Source organism: Paenibacillus lacisediminis, from assembly GCF_046567315.2.
Genome location: NZ_JBKIAX020000012.1, coordinates 68351 through 86297, shown reverse-complemented (window position 1 = coordinate 86297; position 17947 = coordinate 68351). Strand labels below are relative to the sequence as shown.

The window sequence follows — 17947 nt, the reverse complement described above, 5'->3', positions numbered from 1 at the left end:
GAAGAAGGACGGCTTGCTGGATTCAACTGCAAAAGTACATCTCATTTAGGGCTATACAATAAAAAAGTAACTTTTGACCGGAAATGAACTGCGCTTTTGCATTTGAACCACGGGTTTAGAGGAGTTTCGACAAAAACCGCCTGCGCTTTTGCATTTCGTGGGATTACCCTCTCTTCCTTATACTACGTAACGTGGCAGGAGCGGCAGTATGTCACAATCATGGCCCGGGAGCCATGACTGTGATCCATAATGCCGCCGCCTTCAAACCTGCTTCCGGGTAGCCCCCATGATGTGCATCAGATACTCTTTCCTGTTCAGCGGGTTGTAGTCGCTTCGCGGCCGTGTCGGTGCTTCGCCGGCCACTTTCCGGTAGCCTGCCGGCTTGGCGATGAACATCCCTTCGCCTTCCGTGTAGGAACGGACTTCCACCTTGAACGGCTCCGTTACTTGCGCAGGAATCGTGCCGGTAAGCAGGTACTCTTCTTTGTTCAACAACGGCTCATGCAGCTCGGCCCGCACCTTCGATAACTGGAACAGCGCGGTCCCCAGCGCGTTGACCGGCAGGCTGAACTCGAAGCCGTTCATCGGCTCATACACATCGGTTCCGGCCCGGCTCAGCGCTTCCATCAGCACAAGCGGCGTCAGCTTGCGGAAATCCGCCGCCGTACTGACGGGGCTGGCATACCCGCTGTCGGTCAACGTTACTTTTATATCCGTCACTTGCCATCCGTACAACCCTTGTTGCAACGTTTCGAGCACACTTTCCTTAATCGCATTGTGAAAAGGCAGCGGCAAAGAGCCAAGCTCCACGCCAAGCCCGTAGACAACCCCGCTGTTTTCCGTCCCCGGCTCCACGCGGAAACCGACCGTAGCATAGAACAAATTGCCTTCTTCAAAAATAACCGCGCGCGACGCGCCCGAACCTGTCGGCTTCTCAATACAGATAGCGTTCGTTTCCGAAAATTCAGCCGCAATACCGTACTTCTCCAGCAAAACGGCTTGAATGACTTCCTTCTGCACTTCGCCGAACAGCCGGATGGAAATCTCCTGCCGCCGTGCGTTCCGGGAAATCCGAATGAGCGGATCTTCATCGGCCATCCGGGTCAACGCTTGATACAGACGGTGCGCATCGCCGCTATGTCGCGGCTGAATGACCGCTTCCAGGTTCGGTTCTTCTAAGGCAACCGTGCGAATCCGGTCGTTCCATTCGCCGAGCACGTCGCCGATTCTCAATTCATACAGCCCATGTATGACGCCGATATCGCCCGCTTCGATCCGCTCGGCGGCCGCCTGCTTGCCGTTCACCAGCGCGCTCAGCTTTTTGATCTTGGCTTTACCGGGCTCGCCCCGCTCCGCGTCGCCGCCGCTCCATATCCGCACTTCCTCCCGCAACCGGATCGTGCCGGAAAACAAGCGGACGTACGCCTTCTTCTCTCCTGCGGCTTCCCGTTCGATCTTGAACACGACGCCGGAAAGCCCGGCTTCCGCGCCGCTCTCCGCTCCGTTGTTGCTCGGCAGAAACCGCTCGATGCCGCGCAGCAGTTCCTTCACGCCAATTCCTTTGGCGGCGGCACCGACCAGCAGCGGATACACATCGCCACGGCGGGCATGCGCGGCGATTTCGCCGAGCAGCGCTTCTTTCGTCAGCGTCCGCCCATTTACGTATTGCTCCAGCAGCCGTTCATCCCGCAGCGCCAGCGTCTCGATGCACGATTCCACAAAATCGCCGCCATCCCGTTCGCCCTTCCAGTCGCAGTCGTCGATCGCCGCGCTGTCCGAGCCCTCATGCACCCCCTGATACAGCGGAATGACGTGGTCGGTCAATTTTTGCCGGAGGGTGCGGATGACTTTTCCGGAATCGGCGCCGCTCCGGTCGATTTTATTAACGAAAATCATCGTCGGAATGCGCAGTCTCATCAAGCATCTCATCAGCACCTTCGTCTGCGCTTGAACGCCTTCCACCGCCGATACGACGAGAATCGCTCCGTCCAGCACGCGCAAAGAGCGCTCCACCTCGGAAATAAAGTCCGCGTGCCCCGGCGTATCCAGCACATTGACCTTCAGGTCTCCCAGCATAAAAGAAACGGCCGACGCCTTGATCGTGATGCCTCGTTTGCGCTCCAGATCCATAGAGTCTGTCAGCGTGTTCCCTTTGTCGACGCTACCCGGCTGGCCGACGATGTTCGCCTCATGTAAAATATGCTCCGTCAGGGTTGTCTTTCCGGCGTCGACATGCGCCAGAATCCCGATATTGATCGTGTTCATCGTGAATCAGTCTCCTTGTTTTCGTTCGTATTGTTACATGGCTCATCGTGAACGCCTCTTTCGTTTGCATGCTGTTTTGCCGCATAGATCATCAACCTCCATAGGATTGTTTTCATTGAAAAAGACGGATTAGCGTCGCCGTTCGCCCGTTGCTGCACAACGCAAAAAAGCCCCCTGTCCGGAATCGGACAGGGGGCGGCGAGCGTGCGCAAAGAAAAGAGAAATCCCCTTTCATTGGGGGAATGCTCCGCTCCTTGCCACATACCTATAAAAAAGCCCAGGCCAATCCTATCCGAAAAAACTGTTTCATGCAGTTTCTTAGTGTTGGATAGGATTATCGGCTCATCGGCTTCACAGTCACCCTTTTTCAATGATATGGTTTCACTGTAGCACACGCTTCCGGCAAAAGCAAGGGGAGATGTCTGCCGGCTCCTCAGGATAAGGCTCTTTCCTATGGATCCGGTTCAAGAGATAGCCGATGCTTGTTTGGTTTAAGCCTGCCAGTTTAATTTTATATGGTTGTTGGGATGTCAACGTCACCTCGCTTGTAATTGCTGTAGATACGTTGGCTGCATTTTCATTTCTAGCTCAATCATTAGCCGGCTCCAGATCGTTCATTGATTTGTGAACAGTCTTCCCTTGCTCCGTTATATTTGGGGATTATTGACTGCCTTGGGCCAAATGAAACCATGAAGCATACTGTAATCAAGTTGTATTTGGCGGTAATCGATTGGAACCGCGTAGAGGAAGCCGTTGCTTATCTAAACCGTGTTATCCATTATTTGACCAGACAGCCGCATCTGTTGAACTATACCTACAGGCAGGTTGCTCAAGATTTGAAAGCCAGCAAGGGGCATTGGAGCCCGGAAGTGATATTAGAAGACAAAATAACTCGTTCCGTTGGCCGTTTGCCGGGGCGGGTTATATCTGCAATCCCCCCCATTATATGGAATTAGGAATGTTCAAGAGAGCGCCTTGAGGGCGTTCTTTTTAACATATTTATAAAATTTCCGGCGGGGTAGAGGACGATGCGCAGGTAGAAAGGGGAGAGAAGAGGAGTCTGGAGGCTAAGGGACACCAGAGCCGTTATCTGCGGAAAAACGGAGGTTTGCAAAATGGGAAGGACATAGATGACCTTATTTACCTCAAATCGGCCCGGATGAACTGGTTTTGAGGCAAATAGAGTCATGTGGGTCCTTTAGGCTGGGAAATACTGGGGAAATGGGCGGATAAGGTCGCTGGTGTCCGTTAGAGAAGCGTCCACAGATTTGAAAGAGCCGAAGTCCTCGGTGCTTCGGTTCATGAAAGAAGGGGAAGGGTTCTCGGAGTAGAACCGAAGATAAGAATGGATATGGGTGGAAAGTTGACTTTAACAGCGGGTGAAACCCCATACTCGTCCCTCCAATCGCTCCAATGTAGAAGTCAGAAGCATTAAAGGACGCCGTCAGGCGTTTTTCTTATGTTAGGTACTATTTTATGAATTTTCATTTCAATCCTGAATTGCTGCGGACCACTGGGTAAGCAGGGTGGAGGTGAATGAAACCCCCACAGGAAAATTTATGTTGACAAATTTCAACAAAGTTTTTATATTCAAATCATACTAAATCGCTAGGATAAATGCATTTAAAACTTCCTAGATAGACAAAAATTTTTCAACAAGTGAAGGGGACAGAAGGAAATGGCTAAAAAATGGTACAGTCTCGTCTTAGTGATCACGATTATTTCATTGCTTGCCGCATGCGGAAATAATGGCAGCAAGAGCAGTTCATCTACAAATACTGGGGGAGATACTTCTGCTGAAACCAGCGCAGCAGATAGCTACCCTGAAAAAAATATTGAAATTATCGTTCCGTTTAGTGCAGGCGGAGTATCGGATATTTTAACACGCAGCTTTGTTGAAGCCGCATCGGATATTATTGATACGACCATCACGGTCAAGAACGTCAATGGCGGTTCCGGAACCGTCGGCAACTACGAGCTTGTTCGTGCGAAGCCGGATGGATATACGTGGCTATGGGCCGCAACCGGACATCTCTCTTCAGCGCTGCATATTACACCGGCCGAGTATACCATGGACGACTATACGATCGTCAACAAAGTTGGGGATATGGCCGCGATCATCGTCGTGCCTAAGAATTCTCCTTTTCAAACGCTTGAAGACCTGATCAACTATGCGAAAGAAAATCCTGGCGAGCTGACGATCGGCAACGCGGGTGAAGCCACGGTTGTTGCCATGCTGGCTTACTTGTTGGAGGATCGTACAGAAACGAAGCTGCAGCACGTTCCGTTCCAAGGCAGCGGCGAATTGCTTCCAGCCGTTCTGGGTGGACATGTGGACGCAGGTATTATGAACGTGCCTGAGGTAGCCTCCCAAGTGAAAGCCGGAGAGCTCCGTGCTCTAGCTGTTCTGAGTGAAAACCGCGTGGACCTTGTTCCTGATGTGCCAACGGCTGCCGAAGCGGGCGTAGAGGGAGTAAGCGGCGGCGCAGGTCACTTCATTATTATTCCGAATAACGTAGATCCTGCAATCGTTGCGAAGATCGATGAGTTGACCAAGAAAGTATACGAATCCGATAAATTCAAGCAGCTCATGGAGCAAGCGGGCTATCAGCTTGGATATAAGAATGCGGACGATGCTCGTGCCGAAGTTCAAAAATGGTACGAAGTCACCGGAGAAATCTATAAAAAGCTAGGGAAAACTAAATAATGAGCCGCTCCGTTTTTATTTCCCGCATCCTTACAGCCTTATTGATGCTGGGGGCAGGGATCATCACGCGAATGGAAACAGCCGGCTTGCCATTTGGCACTTTAAAACGAATAGGGTCGGGATTTTTCCCGACGCTATTTGGCAATTTAATGATTATTTTAAGTATAATCATGCTTGTTTCGTTATTTGTGGCCTATCGTCGTGGACAAGTCAATCAAGTAGAGACGGAAGATAATATAACTAGCATGAAGGGATTTGGTGTGTTTTTAGCCATACTTGTGGGTTTTATCATAATCAATCATTTTGCTGGCTTCATCATCGCTTCTCTATTGGCTATATTCGCGGCAGGCTATGCGCTTGGGCTAAAAGGCTGGCGTTTGGGAGTGCTGACTGCAGCAACCACCTTGGTCATATGGCTAGTGTTTGATCTTTGGCTCATGCTATCTTTGCCATCGGGAGTATGGTTCTCATAACGTTATAGCAACTGTGTTGGAAGGAGCAGCAAAATGTCAGAACAAATCATAGAGGGTATATTGGCGGCCGTTACATTCAAGCATCTTCTCATTTGCTTACTGGGTGTCGCGTTAGGGACTCTGGTAGGCGTATTGCCTGGCTTAGGGCCGGTTGGCGCTATTTCCATGCTTCTGCCGATTACTTTTTCCATGGAGCCTTTAGCGGCTTTAATTTTAATTGCAGGCATTTATTTCGGCGGTATGTATGGGGGGTCAACCACCTCGATCTTGGTAAACGTTCCGGGCGAAGCCGCTTCGGTGGTGACGACCCTTGATGGGTACAAAATGACGCAGAAGGGACGAGCCGGTGCTGCCTTGTCCATTGCGGCGATCGGCTCATTTGTTGCCGGCACGATTGGAGTTATTCTATTAACCTTTCTGGCTCCACCGCTGGCACAAATGGCCTTGAAATTCGGGCCCCCGGAATATTTTTCCATTGTGCTTGTCGGGTTGCTGGTATTGTCTCGCTTGACGGATAAATCATTAATTCGCAGTTATTTGCTTATTGCCTGCGGCGTTGTAATTTCGGTCATTGGTATTGATCCGGTTAGCGGCGGCTTGCGATTAACGTTTGGCTTGCCTTCCTTGTTTGATGGACTGGATTTTATTCCGATTATTATGGGGCTGTACGGTTTAAGTGAGGTCCTTTCGGCTTGGGAGAACAATGATACCAAGCCAGTCAAGGCGGATTTGTCGTTAAAAAAATTAATGCCTACCAAAGATGAGTTTAAGCGCAGTACAGGACCAATGGTTCGGGGAGGCTTGTTGGGATTCATTATGGGCTTGATTCCTGGGCCTGCAAGCATTCTTAGCACCTATGCTTCCTATGGTTTGGAGAAGAGAATTTCCAAAAATCCGGAGAAATTTGGAGAAGGTGCGATTGAAGGGGTTGCAGGACCTGAATCTGCCAATAATGGTGCAAGCACTGGAGCTTTAGTTCCCTTGCTTTCCCTGGGGGTTCCCTTCTCACCGCTTCCTGCGATTTTGCTTAGTGCCTTTATGATTCAAGGCATTACTCCCGGTCCTATGATGATTCAAGAGCATCCCACGATATTTTGGGCGTTAATTGCCAGTATGTATATTGGCAATATCATGCTGCTGATTCTGAATCTGCCTATGGTTGGCCTCTTTGCGAAAATCGCTCATTTGCGTTCTGCGGTACTCATGCCGATCGTGTTGATCTTTTGTATTGTAGGTGCGTTCTCTGTAAGAAGCAGTATGGCGGACGTTGTCATTATGGTTATTTTCGGAGCACTGGGATATTTGCTTCGCAAAGCGAAGATGGAGCCGTCCCCACTGGTTCTAGGTGTGATGCTTGGCCCGACTCTGGAAAATTCCTTTAATCAATCCACCTTGATTTTCAAAGGCGATCTGACCATGTTCTTGACTCGTCCTATTTCCGGGACGTTACTGGTTGTGGGGATTCTGGTCACGATTTGGCCGCTGATCATGAAGCTGGTTAGCACGCTCACTCAAAAAAACAAGCAGACAACTGCTAAGGAATAGAGGGCTTGCGATATGAACAGGGTAGAGACAGCATATGATGTCATCGTAGTGGGCAGTGGAGGTGCCGGCCTGAGAGCAGCGCTTTCTTCTGTTGAGAAAGGGGCCAAGGTGCTTGTCTTAACCAAAGGCGAGCCGCAGCGCTCTGGCGGGACTCTGTCTGCGCATTACTCCTTCTGCGCGGTCCCTCCTATCTCGTCTATCGGAGACACACCGGAACAATTTGCAGAAGATATTATTCGTTCAAGCGAGGGAATCAGTGACCCGTCGCTTGTTCGTGTATTAACGGAGCGAGCCTATGAGGCCATAGCCTACGCGGAGGCCCTTGGCGTCAAATTTGATCGCACTGAGGATGGCAGCGATTATCACTTGGGGTGGGTGGCAGGACATACTCATGCCAGAGCGTTTCATGTAGGAAACGTAGTGGGCCGTGATTTGACCAAAATGCTGATGCGGCGGCTGCAAAAACAGCAGGTAGAAATTCATGCTTTTACCCAGGTGCTTCAACTGCATGTTGAACAGGGCCAATATAAAGGCTTGTTTGCTTATCATTATCCCACTGACGAGCTGCGATATTACTCTTCTAAGGCGGTCGTTATCGCAACTGGCGGAGGGTCGCAGCTTTACGAGCTGAATACGAATCCTGTAGAAGCCACGGGCGATGGCTATAGCTTGGCGCTGCAGGCCGGAATTGAGCTTGTGGATATGGAGTTCGTGCAATTTTATCCTACCGTGCTCGTTGCCCCAAGGGGAACGCGGGGCCTGATGTTTAATTCGGGTATCGTCATTCCCCGAGGAGCCACCATCAAGAATACTCATGGACAGGATGTATGGGAAAGAAACCGGGCAGGGGATATAAAGCGGGCAACCCGAGATATGATGTCCAAAGTGATGGCTGCGGAGATTGGGGCGGGCTACGGGACGGAGAATGGCGGTCTTATTGTTGATGCTTCTACGGTGGACGATGAGGACCTGCCTCAATTACAGCAGCAGCTTTTAACGGATTTAGGGGTGGATGGTGCCTCCAAAAGGTATGAGGTTGCGCCCGGGGCTCATTATTTTATGGGCGGCATTCGCATAGATCCTCATACGGCAACCTCCGTCAAAGGTGTATTTGCCGCAGGAGAATGTACCGGCGGCTTGCATGGAGCCAATCGGCTTGCCGGAAATGCGCTGTCGGAAAATCAGGTGTTTGGCGCCATTGCCGGACATGAAGCGGCAGGGTATGCACTGAGCCGAATACCGGAGGTGCCTGGATTCCAAGGAAATTTAAACAGCTCCACGACCGACTATTTTCAAGCACATTGGGGTTTTGTGTTTGATTCGCGCCAAGCTTTAACCGGCAGTGGCGGCGTTGTGCAATGGACGAAGCAATTAAAAAGCACGATGCAGCGTAACGTAGGCGTAAATCGTTCGGAGCCGAAGCTCCGCCAGGCATTACTGGAGTGTGAGCATATTGAGGATGCGTTATGCAGCCAATTTGCTGTTACGTATAAGAGCATGCCCTATAACAAGGATCGGATGAAAGCGATCGGACTGAGGCATATGCTGATGGTTGCCAAAGCTGTAATCTATAGCGCGCTTGAGCGTCGCGAGAGCCGAGGCGCTCACAATCGAGCTGATTTTCCCGAGAAGCAGTCTGAATATCAAGTTAGTGTAGCTATGAGATATAGCCCCCATAGGTGGCCGCATACACTCATTTCACGTTAGACGTAATTTATAAATGCCTTTGCCAGGGGGGGGAATGCATTGTCTGATGCTAAAACAGAAACCAAGCGGTTATACGTGGAAAGAAGAGAAAGTGCACGCTCTGAACCCTACACCGTCTGCTATGAGGTTCCGTATGAGGAAGGCATGACCCATATGGACGCTTTGCGTTTCATTGCCGATGAATTAGATCCAAGCTTTGCTTTTTATGAGCATAGCTGTAAGCGTGGCTTTTGCGGGGCATGCCTGATTCAGGTGGACGATAAGAAGCTGTTAAGCTGCAGGTCGCTTTTACCATCTGATCGGCAGGTGCAAGTCATTAAGCCGGCATTGAAGGTGGATAAGGATTATTATCCTTGGGTTGGCAAGTAGCGGATTGACCTTGGGCAAAGAAAGGAAGGAACGATGATGAATAGAAGTGAAATTAATCTCTGCCTATTTTCGGCAAGAGAAACAGGCTATTTAACGGAGGATGCACAATGAACATACAATGGGATCATTTAATAGCCGAGCCCGGTCAGTCGGTCAGCGGCTATATCAAGGTAGGAGAACTGTCCAACTGGGCAACGATTGAAATGCCGGTCATGATCGTAAATGGCGCTGAGGATGGCCCTGTGCTGTGGCTGAATGGCGCAATACATGGTGACGAGCTTAATGGTCCGATGGCCATTCGGGAGTTTATACCGCAGTTAGACCCGGCGAAGCTGAAGGGAGCTGTAATTGCAACCCCGGTCTCTAACCCGTACGCATGGCAGGCCAGACGAAAAAATACCCCTCAGGATGAGCTGGATATGGACATGCAGTTCCCCGGCAACCCCAAGGGTACTCTATCGCAACGCTTGGCTTACTATTTATTTGAGAAGATCAAGGCCTATGGTACTCATTTAATAGACTTCCATTCTTTGGGAACCCCCTATGATGCCTTGCCGTATACCGTATTTAAAAAAGTCCCCAATGACAACGCAGGAGCCAGCGAGCAGGGCGAGCGCATGGCGCGGGTATTTGGCGGCTCCGTGCATTGCTGTGTAGATCTGAACGGAAGCTTGAATGAGCTTCCGGGCAATGTCGCGGGCTTCCTGGATGTTCAGTGTCTGATGCATGGCATACCGGCTTTTATGACGGAGCTGGGATCCGGAGGTCATATTCAGAAGGATATGGTGAGCTACGGCCTTCGAGGCATTTGGGCCGTGCTGCACGAACTGGGCATGTGGGCGGAAGCTCCGCAGCCTCCGGTTCATACGCAAACCAAGACGTTAACGAAACGCAAGTTCTTGTACACAGATAAAGGCGGTCTGGTCGTTCATCAAGCTCCAAGCGGCAGCATTGTACGAAAGGGAGAACGAATTTGCTCCATCATCGATATGTTCTCGGTGGTTCAAGAGGTGTTGGCCGAGGAAGATACCTACATTATAGCCAGTCGTAAGAATCCGCCTGTGGATGCCGGTGACCGGGTAGCATTTGTTGGTGTTGAATGGAGAGAGGAGGCGTAGCATGGCAACATTTCGGATCGCAACTTTAGAGGATGCGCAGGAAATTCACGCCCTATTTCATAAGGCGTACGCCCCTGTGCGTGAACTGGGGATGACGGTGTTCATGAAAAAGGTGCTGAATCCGGCATTTTTAGAGGGGACAGAACATTCATGAGTGGAGATCGTTTCGAAGTAGATGGAATTTTGTCCTATGAAGAGCTTCGCAATCCGGTTATTGATCAACTGGTGCGGCATAAGTCGGTACGGAGCTTTGAGCAAAATCGTGCTTTGAAAGAAGGGGCCGTAGAAATGATGCTGGCTTCGGCGCAAAGTGCTCCTACTTCCTCCAATTTTCAGTCATGGAGTGTTATTGTGATTGAAGATCAAGAGCGTAAAACACAGTTGATGAAGCTATGCGATAATCAGGCTTTTATCGGTGAAGCCTCCGTTTTCTTTGTTTTCTGTGCTGACGCCTCCCGGCATAAATATGTAACCGAACGTCAAGGCTATCCCTTTAACTCGGATTATTTGGAATTGTTGCTTGTATCCAGCTTTGACAGCATGCTTGCTGCGCAAAATGCGGCAACTGCCGCGGAATCGATGGGATTGGGCTGCTGCATGGTAGGAGCGATTCGCAATCAAGCCAGAGAGGTGGCCAAGCTGCTGAAGCTGCCTCCATTATGCTATGCTACCGTAGGTTTAGCGGTAGGGTATCCTGCTCGCGAAAACAAGGTGAAGCCTCGCTTGCCGCTGCAAGTTGTTGTTCACCGCGAGGAATACTCGGCAGCTTCGCTTGCTGAAGGAATAGAAGCCTATGATGCCAAGATGGCAAGCACAAACATTTATGAAGGGCGACGGATCGTCATACCTGGAATTACGCCTGAATCTGAGCCGGAGCACTACGGATGGATAGAGCACACGGCCAGACGAATGGCGAGAGGCAACGATTTTCGCCGTGATCTGGCACCATTTTTAGTGGAGCATGGATTCACACTGAAGTAGGGAGGGAGAGCGGATGCATGAATAAGCAATCATCGGAAAGGCTGGGGCGCGATCTCTTATTTGATATGCTGACGGCGTACGAGGTTCCTTATGTATTCGGGAATCCGGGAACCTCAGAGCTTCCGTTTATAGACGGTGCCGAGCAGTATGAGCATATTCAATATATTTCAGCACTTCATGAGGCAAACGCAGTGTCCATGGCCATGGGCTATGCCAGACAATCGCAAAAGCCGGGAGTCGCTATTGTGCATGTTGCCCCTGGGCTTGCCAATGCCATGGGGAATATTTACAATGCCTATCGAGCAGGAATTCCGCTGGTCATTATTGCAGGACAGCATCATAGCGATTTACTGCTGGGGGAGCCGATCCTGGCTGGAGATCATGTGAAGCAGGTAGAAAGCATGACCAAATGGGCACACGAAATTCGCAGCATCGCCGAATATCCCGTAGCCATGCAGCGTGCCTTTAAGGTAGCTATGACGGAGCCCAAGGGGCCTGTGTTCTTATCCATTCCGTATAATCTCTCTTTGACGCCAACCACGGCAAGCATCCAGAAGCCTAGGCTGTTTGAACAGGCCGCTTATGCATCCGAGCCGGGGGTTAAGCAATTCATGGGTGAGTTGCTGAAATATGACCGGATTTTATTGATCAGCGGCGATCAGGTGGGGGACCAGCATGCGGCAGGTGTGTTGCAGCAATGGGCTGAAATGCTGGGTGCGCCGGTAATGGTTGAAGGCATGCCCACACGGCAAAATTTTGATTCGAGCCATGCCCATTATATAGGAACATTTCCCATGAATGCGGGCATCATTAGACAGACTTATGCACAGTACGATGCCCTAGTGATGGTCGGAACAACGGTTCAACTGCCGGTAGCCCTGTCGGATGGGCAAGGGTATTTGGTGGAGGAGCAAAAGCCGGTTTTCTACATCCAGCAGGATGCTTGGGAAATTGCCAAAAATACAGGGATAGCCTACGGCTTTCAGGGCTCTATTCGTGAATTATTGCAGCAACTGGTGCAAGTGACGCCGGGAATGATAGAACATCATGCTTTGCGGCAAAGTGTGGAGGAGAGACGGCATGAAACGGTGGCGGTATCCACGCGTCGGCGACAGAACTTGCAGGAGCAGCTAAGGCATGACCAAGCTGATGACCTCATTATGGCTTCCGTGCTGGCGGATGAGTTGAACCATCAATTGGAGAAGCTTGCAGCAGGCCGTTTTACGCTAGTGAATGAGTCGGTATCGAACGCCGCATCGTTTATTCAATATATGCACATGTGGGAGCCTCGTCATTATACGGCCGGCAAGGGGGGCGGGCTTGGGCATGGTGTGGGTCAGGCGCTCGGCATCAAGCTTGCCGATCCACAGCGTATGGTTGTTTGCGCAGTGGGAGACGGCACCTTCCTGTATTATCCGCAAATTCTTTATAGCGCGGTGGCGTACGGAATCCCGGTGCTTTTTTTGATTGTGCAAAATGAAGCCTATCATGTCTTGAAGCAAGGGCTTAAAGCGATCGGCGCCCCGCTTGGACAAAAGGCGATTCCCTCCTTAGAATTAAAAGGGGCCGCTAATATGCTGCAACTGGCTGAGTCCTTTGGTGTTGAGGGGGAGACGGTTCGCGATAAGGAGCAGTTGGCATCCGCACTTGAACGCGCATTAAGCATAAGCCAGACAAAGCCGTATGTTCTGGAAGTATATGTAAAGTAAAGAGGTGGAGCAAATGCAAATTGGAGCAGGCAAGCTATTTGTGGGTGGTCAGTGGCTTGAAACGGACCAGCATATCGCGGTGATCAACCCGGCAACGCTTGAGAAAGTTGGCGCCGCACCGGTGGCAAGTGAAGCGCAAATTATTGCGGCGGTTGATGCAGCCGCCGCGGCGCTGCCGGACTGGAGAGCACGCACCGCGCAGGAACGGGCAACACTCATGCTGAAATGGCATACGCTCATCGAAGAGCATAAAGAAGAGATAGCACGTACCATGACGCAGGAGCAAGGCAAGCCGTACACGGAAGCGCTTGGAGAGGTAGCTTACGCCAACAGCTTTGTTCAGTGGTTTGCGGAAGAAGGCAAGCGGGTTTACGGGGATACGGTGCCTGCGTCGCATCGTGACAAGCGGATCATCGCCATCAAGCAGCCGGTAGGCGTTGTTGCGGCCATTACTCCCTGGAATTTTCCCGCTGCCATGATCACGCGTAAAATCAGCCCTGCGATAGCAGCAGGCTGTACGGTTGTCATTAAGCCAAGCGAGCTTACACCGATGACCGCTTATTTGTTAGCCAAGCTGGCGGAGCAAGCCGGGATACCGGCAGGCGTTCTAAATGTGCTCACCGGCGACGCCGAGCAAATCGGCAAGCTGTGGATGGCGGATCAGCGGGTACGAAAGATTTCATTTACGGGCTCAACCCGAGTAGGTAAGCTGTTGATGGCCAGCGCCGCAGCGACGGTGAAGAATATATCCCTGGAGCTTGGGGGCCATGCTCCCTTTATTGTAACGGCGTCAGCCGATTTGGGGCTGGCTGTACAGCATTTTGTAGGAGCGAAGTTCAGAAATGCCGGACAAACCTGCGTTTGTCCAAATCGTATATACGTGCACAGCTCCGTGAAGGAGGCGTTCGTAGATAAGCTGTCGGCCGCGATTGAAACCTTGAAGGTAGGTAACGGCTTGGAAGCAGATGTGTCAATCGGTGCGCTGATTAATGAGCAGGGCAAGTTAAAGGTCGAACGCCATATCGCCGAGGCTGAAGCTCAGGGAGCCACCGTCATTCGGACCAAGCAGCAGTTGCCGGATCAGGGATATTTTGTGGCGCCAACCATTTTAGTGGATGTTCATGAGCATATGCTGTGCATGACCGAGGAGACCTTCGGGCCGGTCGCGCCTATTTCCGCCTATGAAACGGTTGAGGAAGTCATCCGGAAGGCGAATGATACTCCTTATGGCTTGGCGGCCTATGTATTCTGTCAGCAGCTCACAGAGGCCTTCCACCTGTGTGAAGCCTTGGAATATGGCATCGTCGGCTTGAATGACGGCTTCCCTGCCACGGCACAGGCGCCTTTCGGCGGGATGAAGGAAAGCGGACTTGGCCGCGAGGGCGGATATTGGGGCTTGGATGAGTTCCTGGAGACCAAATATATATCTATGAGCCTGGGATAACCAGTACCGAAAGGTTAGCTGTTAGGGCGTTGCAGTCGGGCAGAAAGTCATAAAATAAATCAAGTATCCAGGCAATTTCTTTCCTCCTCAGCTGCTGAATCGCGAAGTTTTGTCTGCCTCCATGCTGCTGTGATCTGTTTATTATGGTATTAGAAGCAACTTCAAACCGTCACGCTGTCTTGGTGTCCCTGCCTGTTGCCTGCCTTTGCACGATTATCCCTATCGTTCAGGGAGCAGGGGGGGCTAGAGCAAGGGTTCCAAAAAAGAGAAAAGAAAAAAACAAAAAAAGATGAGGAAAAAATGAGGCGGTTCGGGTGAGATTTTCGGCTTGATAAGGGAACGTTAGTTTGGTATAATTGAATATCGAACTTATGTTCGTGAATTCGTGATTCGGGGGCAAGCGAACATGGAGATCAATGCGGGAACGGAACTTCAACCATTCAGCAGCCGTTATAACAGCGAGCAGGCCTGCATGGAAGCGCTGATCGCGATGAAGGGGCATTTTTTTCTCCCGAGCTTGTCTTTCTTGCTGCTACCTGATCAAACGGGATAATCGTGCAAAGTCTCCGGACAGCGAGTGTTGATCTGCCGCTCACCCCACTTCCCTATCCTCAAGCTTTCAACGCCCTTAGCAGCTGATTTAGGTCGGGGCTGATGGTCTATAACAATGAAAGACACCTCTTCTGTCTGATCGTAGAAGCTCATCACTCTCGCTTTACCAAACGAAGCGGTGTTTTTCTATTTTGCCAGCCCCTATATTAATTCTTTGAACACCTTCAGCTCAAGGGCTGAAAGGAGGAGAGTTAAATAGAGATTTTAAATAGAAAACAAAAAATTTTATCAATAATATACGCTATTATTATCGGGGTTATTTTGGGTTTAGCAGCAAAACTTGTGGATAGTCCGAATATCAATCCGATTTTTGACGATATCGGTGGACGTCTTGGTATATGGGTATTTGTTGCAGCACTATTATCGGTTTTCAGCAATTCGCCGAAACTAGCAGCTGTAAAAGTATTCGCCTTCTTTGGGGCGATGCTGGCCGTTTATTATGCTTACACAACGATGGTGCTGCATTTTTTTCCACAAAGAGCCATTGTTTTTTGGGGGATTTGCGCGGTGGTATCTCCTGTTTGTGCTTATTTGATGTGGTATGCGCGTGGAAACGGATTGTTCGCTAATATTGTTTCCTCCCTTCCAATCACACTATTGCTGTCAGAAGGGTTTGAATTGCGCAACGCCTACTTGCCTATTCACCAGCATTATTATTTAATACCATTGCTTATGGGAATATATTTAATTATGATCGTTGTTTTGTTTTTTACCATTCCGAAAAAGAAAATGAACATTTTGGTCATTCTTCCGATATCCCTGATATTATCTTTTATCATGATATATTTTAATGTTCTTGGCCGGATATTTGGTGGAATGAACGGTGTATTATAAGGCGTGATATATACGTTAGAACGTTACCTTTTATCGATGACAACTAAAAATTTCGGATTAACATTTTAAGGTGTGTTATTATTTGATAATGTACCTTTTCAAATAGAATAAAGAAATTAGTTTGAAGATTCAGATTAGAGGTGAGTGGAAGTGTTGAATAAATCAAAGTTAACATGTAGTAATTGCGGACGAGAAGTTAGTGACAGAGAAAAAGTAGCCTTAATTGTTCGTGCAGAAGAATTGAGTGGGCGCGTATCTCTTGGTGGTTTCGCTAAACTTCATGACATAATATGTGACCAATGTTATTTGACCATAAGAAAACCGCCTTGTTGAAAAGGCGGTTTTCTAAGCTATCGTACCTGTCCTCAATTAATAAACTCTACTTGATATACTCAATTATGGGTTTGAATGCCTCATACTCTTTCGAAAATTTATCAAAATTACCTTTTGAAAAAATTGCAGAAACCGTTAAACGGAAAATAATAGCTCGTATTATCATTTCTCTATACAGTTTATCATTTGGTAGCAGGTCTATCTCAGAAACCTTGCTTCCTTGCCATGCTATACAATCACAAACTAAAATGGCTTCTGCATATTCTACTGGGGCAATTGTAGGGGAAAAATCAATTACTAAAGGATTCATAGCCTCGTCAAAAAGAATATTGCCCGACAAATCGCCATGAACAATCTGCATATTATATTGCTCTTTTAGGTTTACCATTCTAAGTATAGAAATAATAATTTCTCGCGTCTCTCTTGGCAAGTCCCTTGACAATTCATCTATTTGCCATGCTATACGATGACCCTTTGACCAAGGATTTTCAGTATAAGGGAAGTCATGAAAATTAATTGAAGATAAATCTCGGTGAAATAACCTCGATACATGAAGTTTTTCTTCTATTCGACCTTTCGTATCCTTGCCCATTTCATACTGAGTGCAAGCCCATCCTCTATACACAAAAGTACCGTATTTACTTTTAATAGGCTTAGATAACCTATAGCCCTGAGGATTTAAATTGTAAATAATATTAAGTAACCATTCACAATGATTTATGTCATCCACAGGCTTTAATACAGCATTACCAACTCTTACTGCTGTATTCTGCCCACCAGTCAATGGAATAATATCCCCACAAAGATTAAATGAATTTAATATTTCGTTAGATAGCCCCATTTCATCACCTTCCTAACATACATTTTCTCAAAACGCTCTAATATTTCAATGTATCACTTGAAGTATCCTGCCAGTTAGCTTAACAAGAATAAGCAGCAAGCCGAAGCTTTGTGTTTGTGTCGGTGACATTCCTTGCTGTCTATATAACGGAACCAAGCCAAATAATGTTGCAAATATTTGGTTGCAACACCATTGAAGCGGTCCATCCGCCTCATCTAATTTCGTTGTCCGAATGCGACCACGCCCAAGAACGCCAGAGTAAGTCATTTTCTTATGCCGCGATATTTGGCTTTTCCGCCTCGTTTTCGTGGCTTGCGTTCGGTGATGTTTCGCTTGCCCTTTTCCGAGTACAGAAAGTAGGTCTCCTTTGCCAATAGATGTTGCTAAGATAGGAGATTGAAGTGCTTGGGAAAAAGGGCGCTGGCATGATCCAGGTCGACAAGAAGGCTGTTCGCAAAGGCTTGCCACTGACCACTGAAGGAAGCCGAGTAGGCTGATTAGATGAAAAATTCGGATTAACATTCTTAGAATGTTAAAATAAAGAAAGGCCATAGAGCAGTAATAATATGAAGGTGTAACTTGGATACGAATCAGCTTTAGCTGGCCGCTCCCAAGAATCCCCTGCCTTTAGGCAAGGGGGAGTTGGCAAGGAGGGGAATCGTTGAAAGTACTTTACCAATGAAATGTATGAGCAAATGCAGATACGCGGTTATCTCGTTTATCCGGAAACGGAACAGGATTTGGCAGAAGATAAGGCTTGGTATCTGGAGAACGGCAGGGATTTCGAGGAAGAGGCCTATCAAATGTTCTTGCTGATCAAGCCGTATATGCTCAAATATTTGCCCGGTCCGTTGCAAGTTTTTTGAGGTGAAATCGCTCTATTGCGATGCCGACCCAGTCCGTAGTTTGTGTCTGTACGAAGAAGTTTATCTGCTGGAATCCGGCCTGTTCGAGCTCTGTCTACTGTTGGATTCCCCAAAAACAGATTTAAACGAGTTCTCCATCGTAG

The 17947-nt window shown here is 49.0% G+C and carries 14 protein-coding genes and 2 pseudogenes; 13 read left to right on the top strand and 3 right to left on the bottom strand.

Features of this window, described 5'->3' with window-relative positions:
* Positions 1-261 precede the first annotated feature (261 nt).
* On the bottom strand, positions 262-2265 hold the full coding sequence (locus ACLD72_RS21695) for a GTP-binding protein (protein WP_411001995.1): 2004 nt from the start codon (positions 2263-2265) through the stop codon (positions 262-264).
* Positions 2266-3943: 1678 nt separating this feature from the next.
* Between ACLD72_RS21695 and ACLD72_RS21690 the strand changes: the two genes are divergently transcribed.
* The 12 genes from ACLD72_RS21690 to ACLD72_RS21635 all read left to right on the top strand — a co-directional run bounded on the left by ACLD72_RS21690 (position 3944) and on the right by ACLD72_RS21635 (position 15764).
* Positions 3944-4972, top strand: a complete 1029-nt coding sequence (locus ACLD72_RS21690) for a tripartite tricarboxylate transporter substrate binding protein (RefSeq protein WP_411001991.1) — start codon at positions 3944-3946, stop codon at positions 4970-4972.
* Positions 4972-5445, top strand: a complete 474-nt coding sequence (locus ACLD72_RS21685) for a tripartite tricarboxylate transporter TctB family protein (RefSeq protein ID WP_411001990.1) — start codon at positions 4972-4974, stop codon at positions 5443-5445. Before ACLD72_RS21690 ends, ACLD72_RS21685 begins: the two co-directional genes overlap by 1 nt.
* A 33-nt stretch (positions 5446-5478) precedes the next feature.
* On the top strand, positions 5479-6990 hold the full coding sequence (locus ACLD72_RS21680; protein ID WP_411001989.1) for a tripartite tricarboxylate transporter permease: 1512 nt from the start codon (positions 5479-5481) through the stop codon (positions 6988-6990).
* A gap of 12 nt (positions 6991-7002) precedes the next feature.
* The gene (locus ACLD72_RS21675; protein ID WP_411001987.1) at positions 7003-8697 is read left to right on the top strand and encodes an FAD-dependent oxidoreductase; all 1695 of its coding nucleotides are present in this window, start codon (positions 7003-7005) and stop codon (positions 8695-8697) included.
* 39 nt (positions 8698-8736) lie between these two features.
* A complete protein-coding gene (locus ACLD72_RS21670) occupies positions 8737-9066 on the top strand; it encodes a 2Fe-2S iron-sulfur cluster-binding protein (RefSeq protein WP_411001986.1) in 330 nt (109 codons plus the stop codon).
* Positions 9067-9173: 107 nt separating this feature from the next.
* Positions 9174-10184, top strand: coding sequence for a M14 family metallopeptidase (locus ACLD72_RS21665; RefSeq protein WP_411001984.1), 1011 nt, complete (start codon positions 9174-9176; stop codon positions 10182-10184).
* A gap of 1 nt (position 10185) precedes the next feature.
* Positions 10186-10338, top strand: a complete 153-nt coding sequence (locus ACLD72_RS21660) for a hypothetical protein (protein WP_411001983.1) — start codon at positions 10186-10188, stop codon at positions 10336-10338.
* Positions 10335-11165: a nitroreductase family protein gene (locus tag ACLD72_RS21655; protein WP_411001982.1), complete on the top strand. Its 831-nt coding sequence runs from the start codon at positions 10335-10337 to the stop codon at positions 11163-11165. Before ACLD72_RS21660 ends, ACLD72_RS21655 begins: the two co-directional genes overlap by 4 nt.
* Positions 11166-11182: 17 nt before the next feature.
* On the top strand, positions 11183-12874 hold the full coding sequence (locus ACLD72_RS21650) for a thiamine pyrophosphate-binding protein (RefSeq protein ID WP_411001981.1): 1692 nt from the start codon (positions 11183-11185) through the stop codon (positions 12872-12874).
* A gap of 13 nt (positions 12875-12887) precedes the next feature.
* On the top strand, positions 12888-14318 hold the full coding sequence (locus tag ACLD72_RS21645) for an NAD-dependent succinate-semialdehyde dehydrogenase (protein WP_411001980.1): 1431 nt from the start codon (positions 12888-12890) through the stop codon (positions 14316-14318).
* 406 nt (positions 14319-14724) lie between these two features.
* Entirely contained in the window at positions 14725-14871 is a 147-nt protein-coding gene (locus ACLD72_RS21640; RefSeq protein WP_411001978.1) for a hypothetical protein, read from the top strand.
* A 341-nt stretch (positions 14872-15212) separates the two neighbouring features.
* Positions 15213-15764: a hypothetical protein gene (locus ACLD72_RS21635; RefSeq protein ID WP_411001977.1), complete on the top strand. Its 552-nt coding sequence runs from the start codon at positions 15213-15215 to the stop codon at positions 15762-15764.
* A 379-nt stretch (positions 15765-16143) separates the two neighbouring features.
* Here ACLD72_RS21635 and ACLD72_RS21630 read toward each other — a convergent pair whose 3' ends face one another.
* Positions 16144-16938, bottom strand: a complete 795-nt coding sequence (locus tag ACLD72_RS21630; protein ID WP_411001976.1) for an RIO1 family regulatory kinase/ATPase domain-containing protein — start codon at positions 16936-16938, stop codon at positions 16144-16146.
* Positions 16939-17012: 74 nt separating this feature from the next.
* Positions 17013-17303: pseudogene (locus tag ACLD72_RS21625) on the bottom strand (IS1595 family transposase); the annotation flags it as partial.
* A gap of 315 nt (positions 17304-17618) precedes the next feature.
* Here ACLD72_RS21625 and ACLD72_RS21620 point away from each other — a divergent pair.
* Positions 17619-17804 (top strand): annotated as a pseudogene (locus ACLD72_RS21620) (hypothetical protein); the annotation flags it as partial.
* Positions 17805-17947 lie beyond the last annotated feature (143 nt).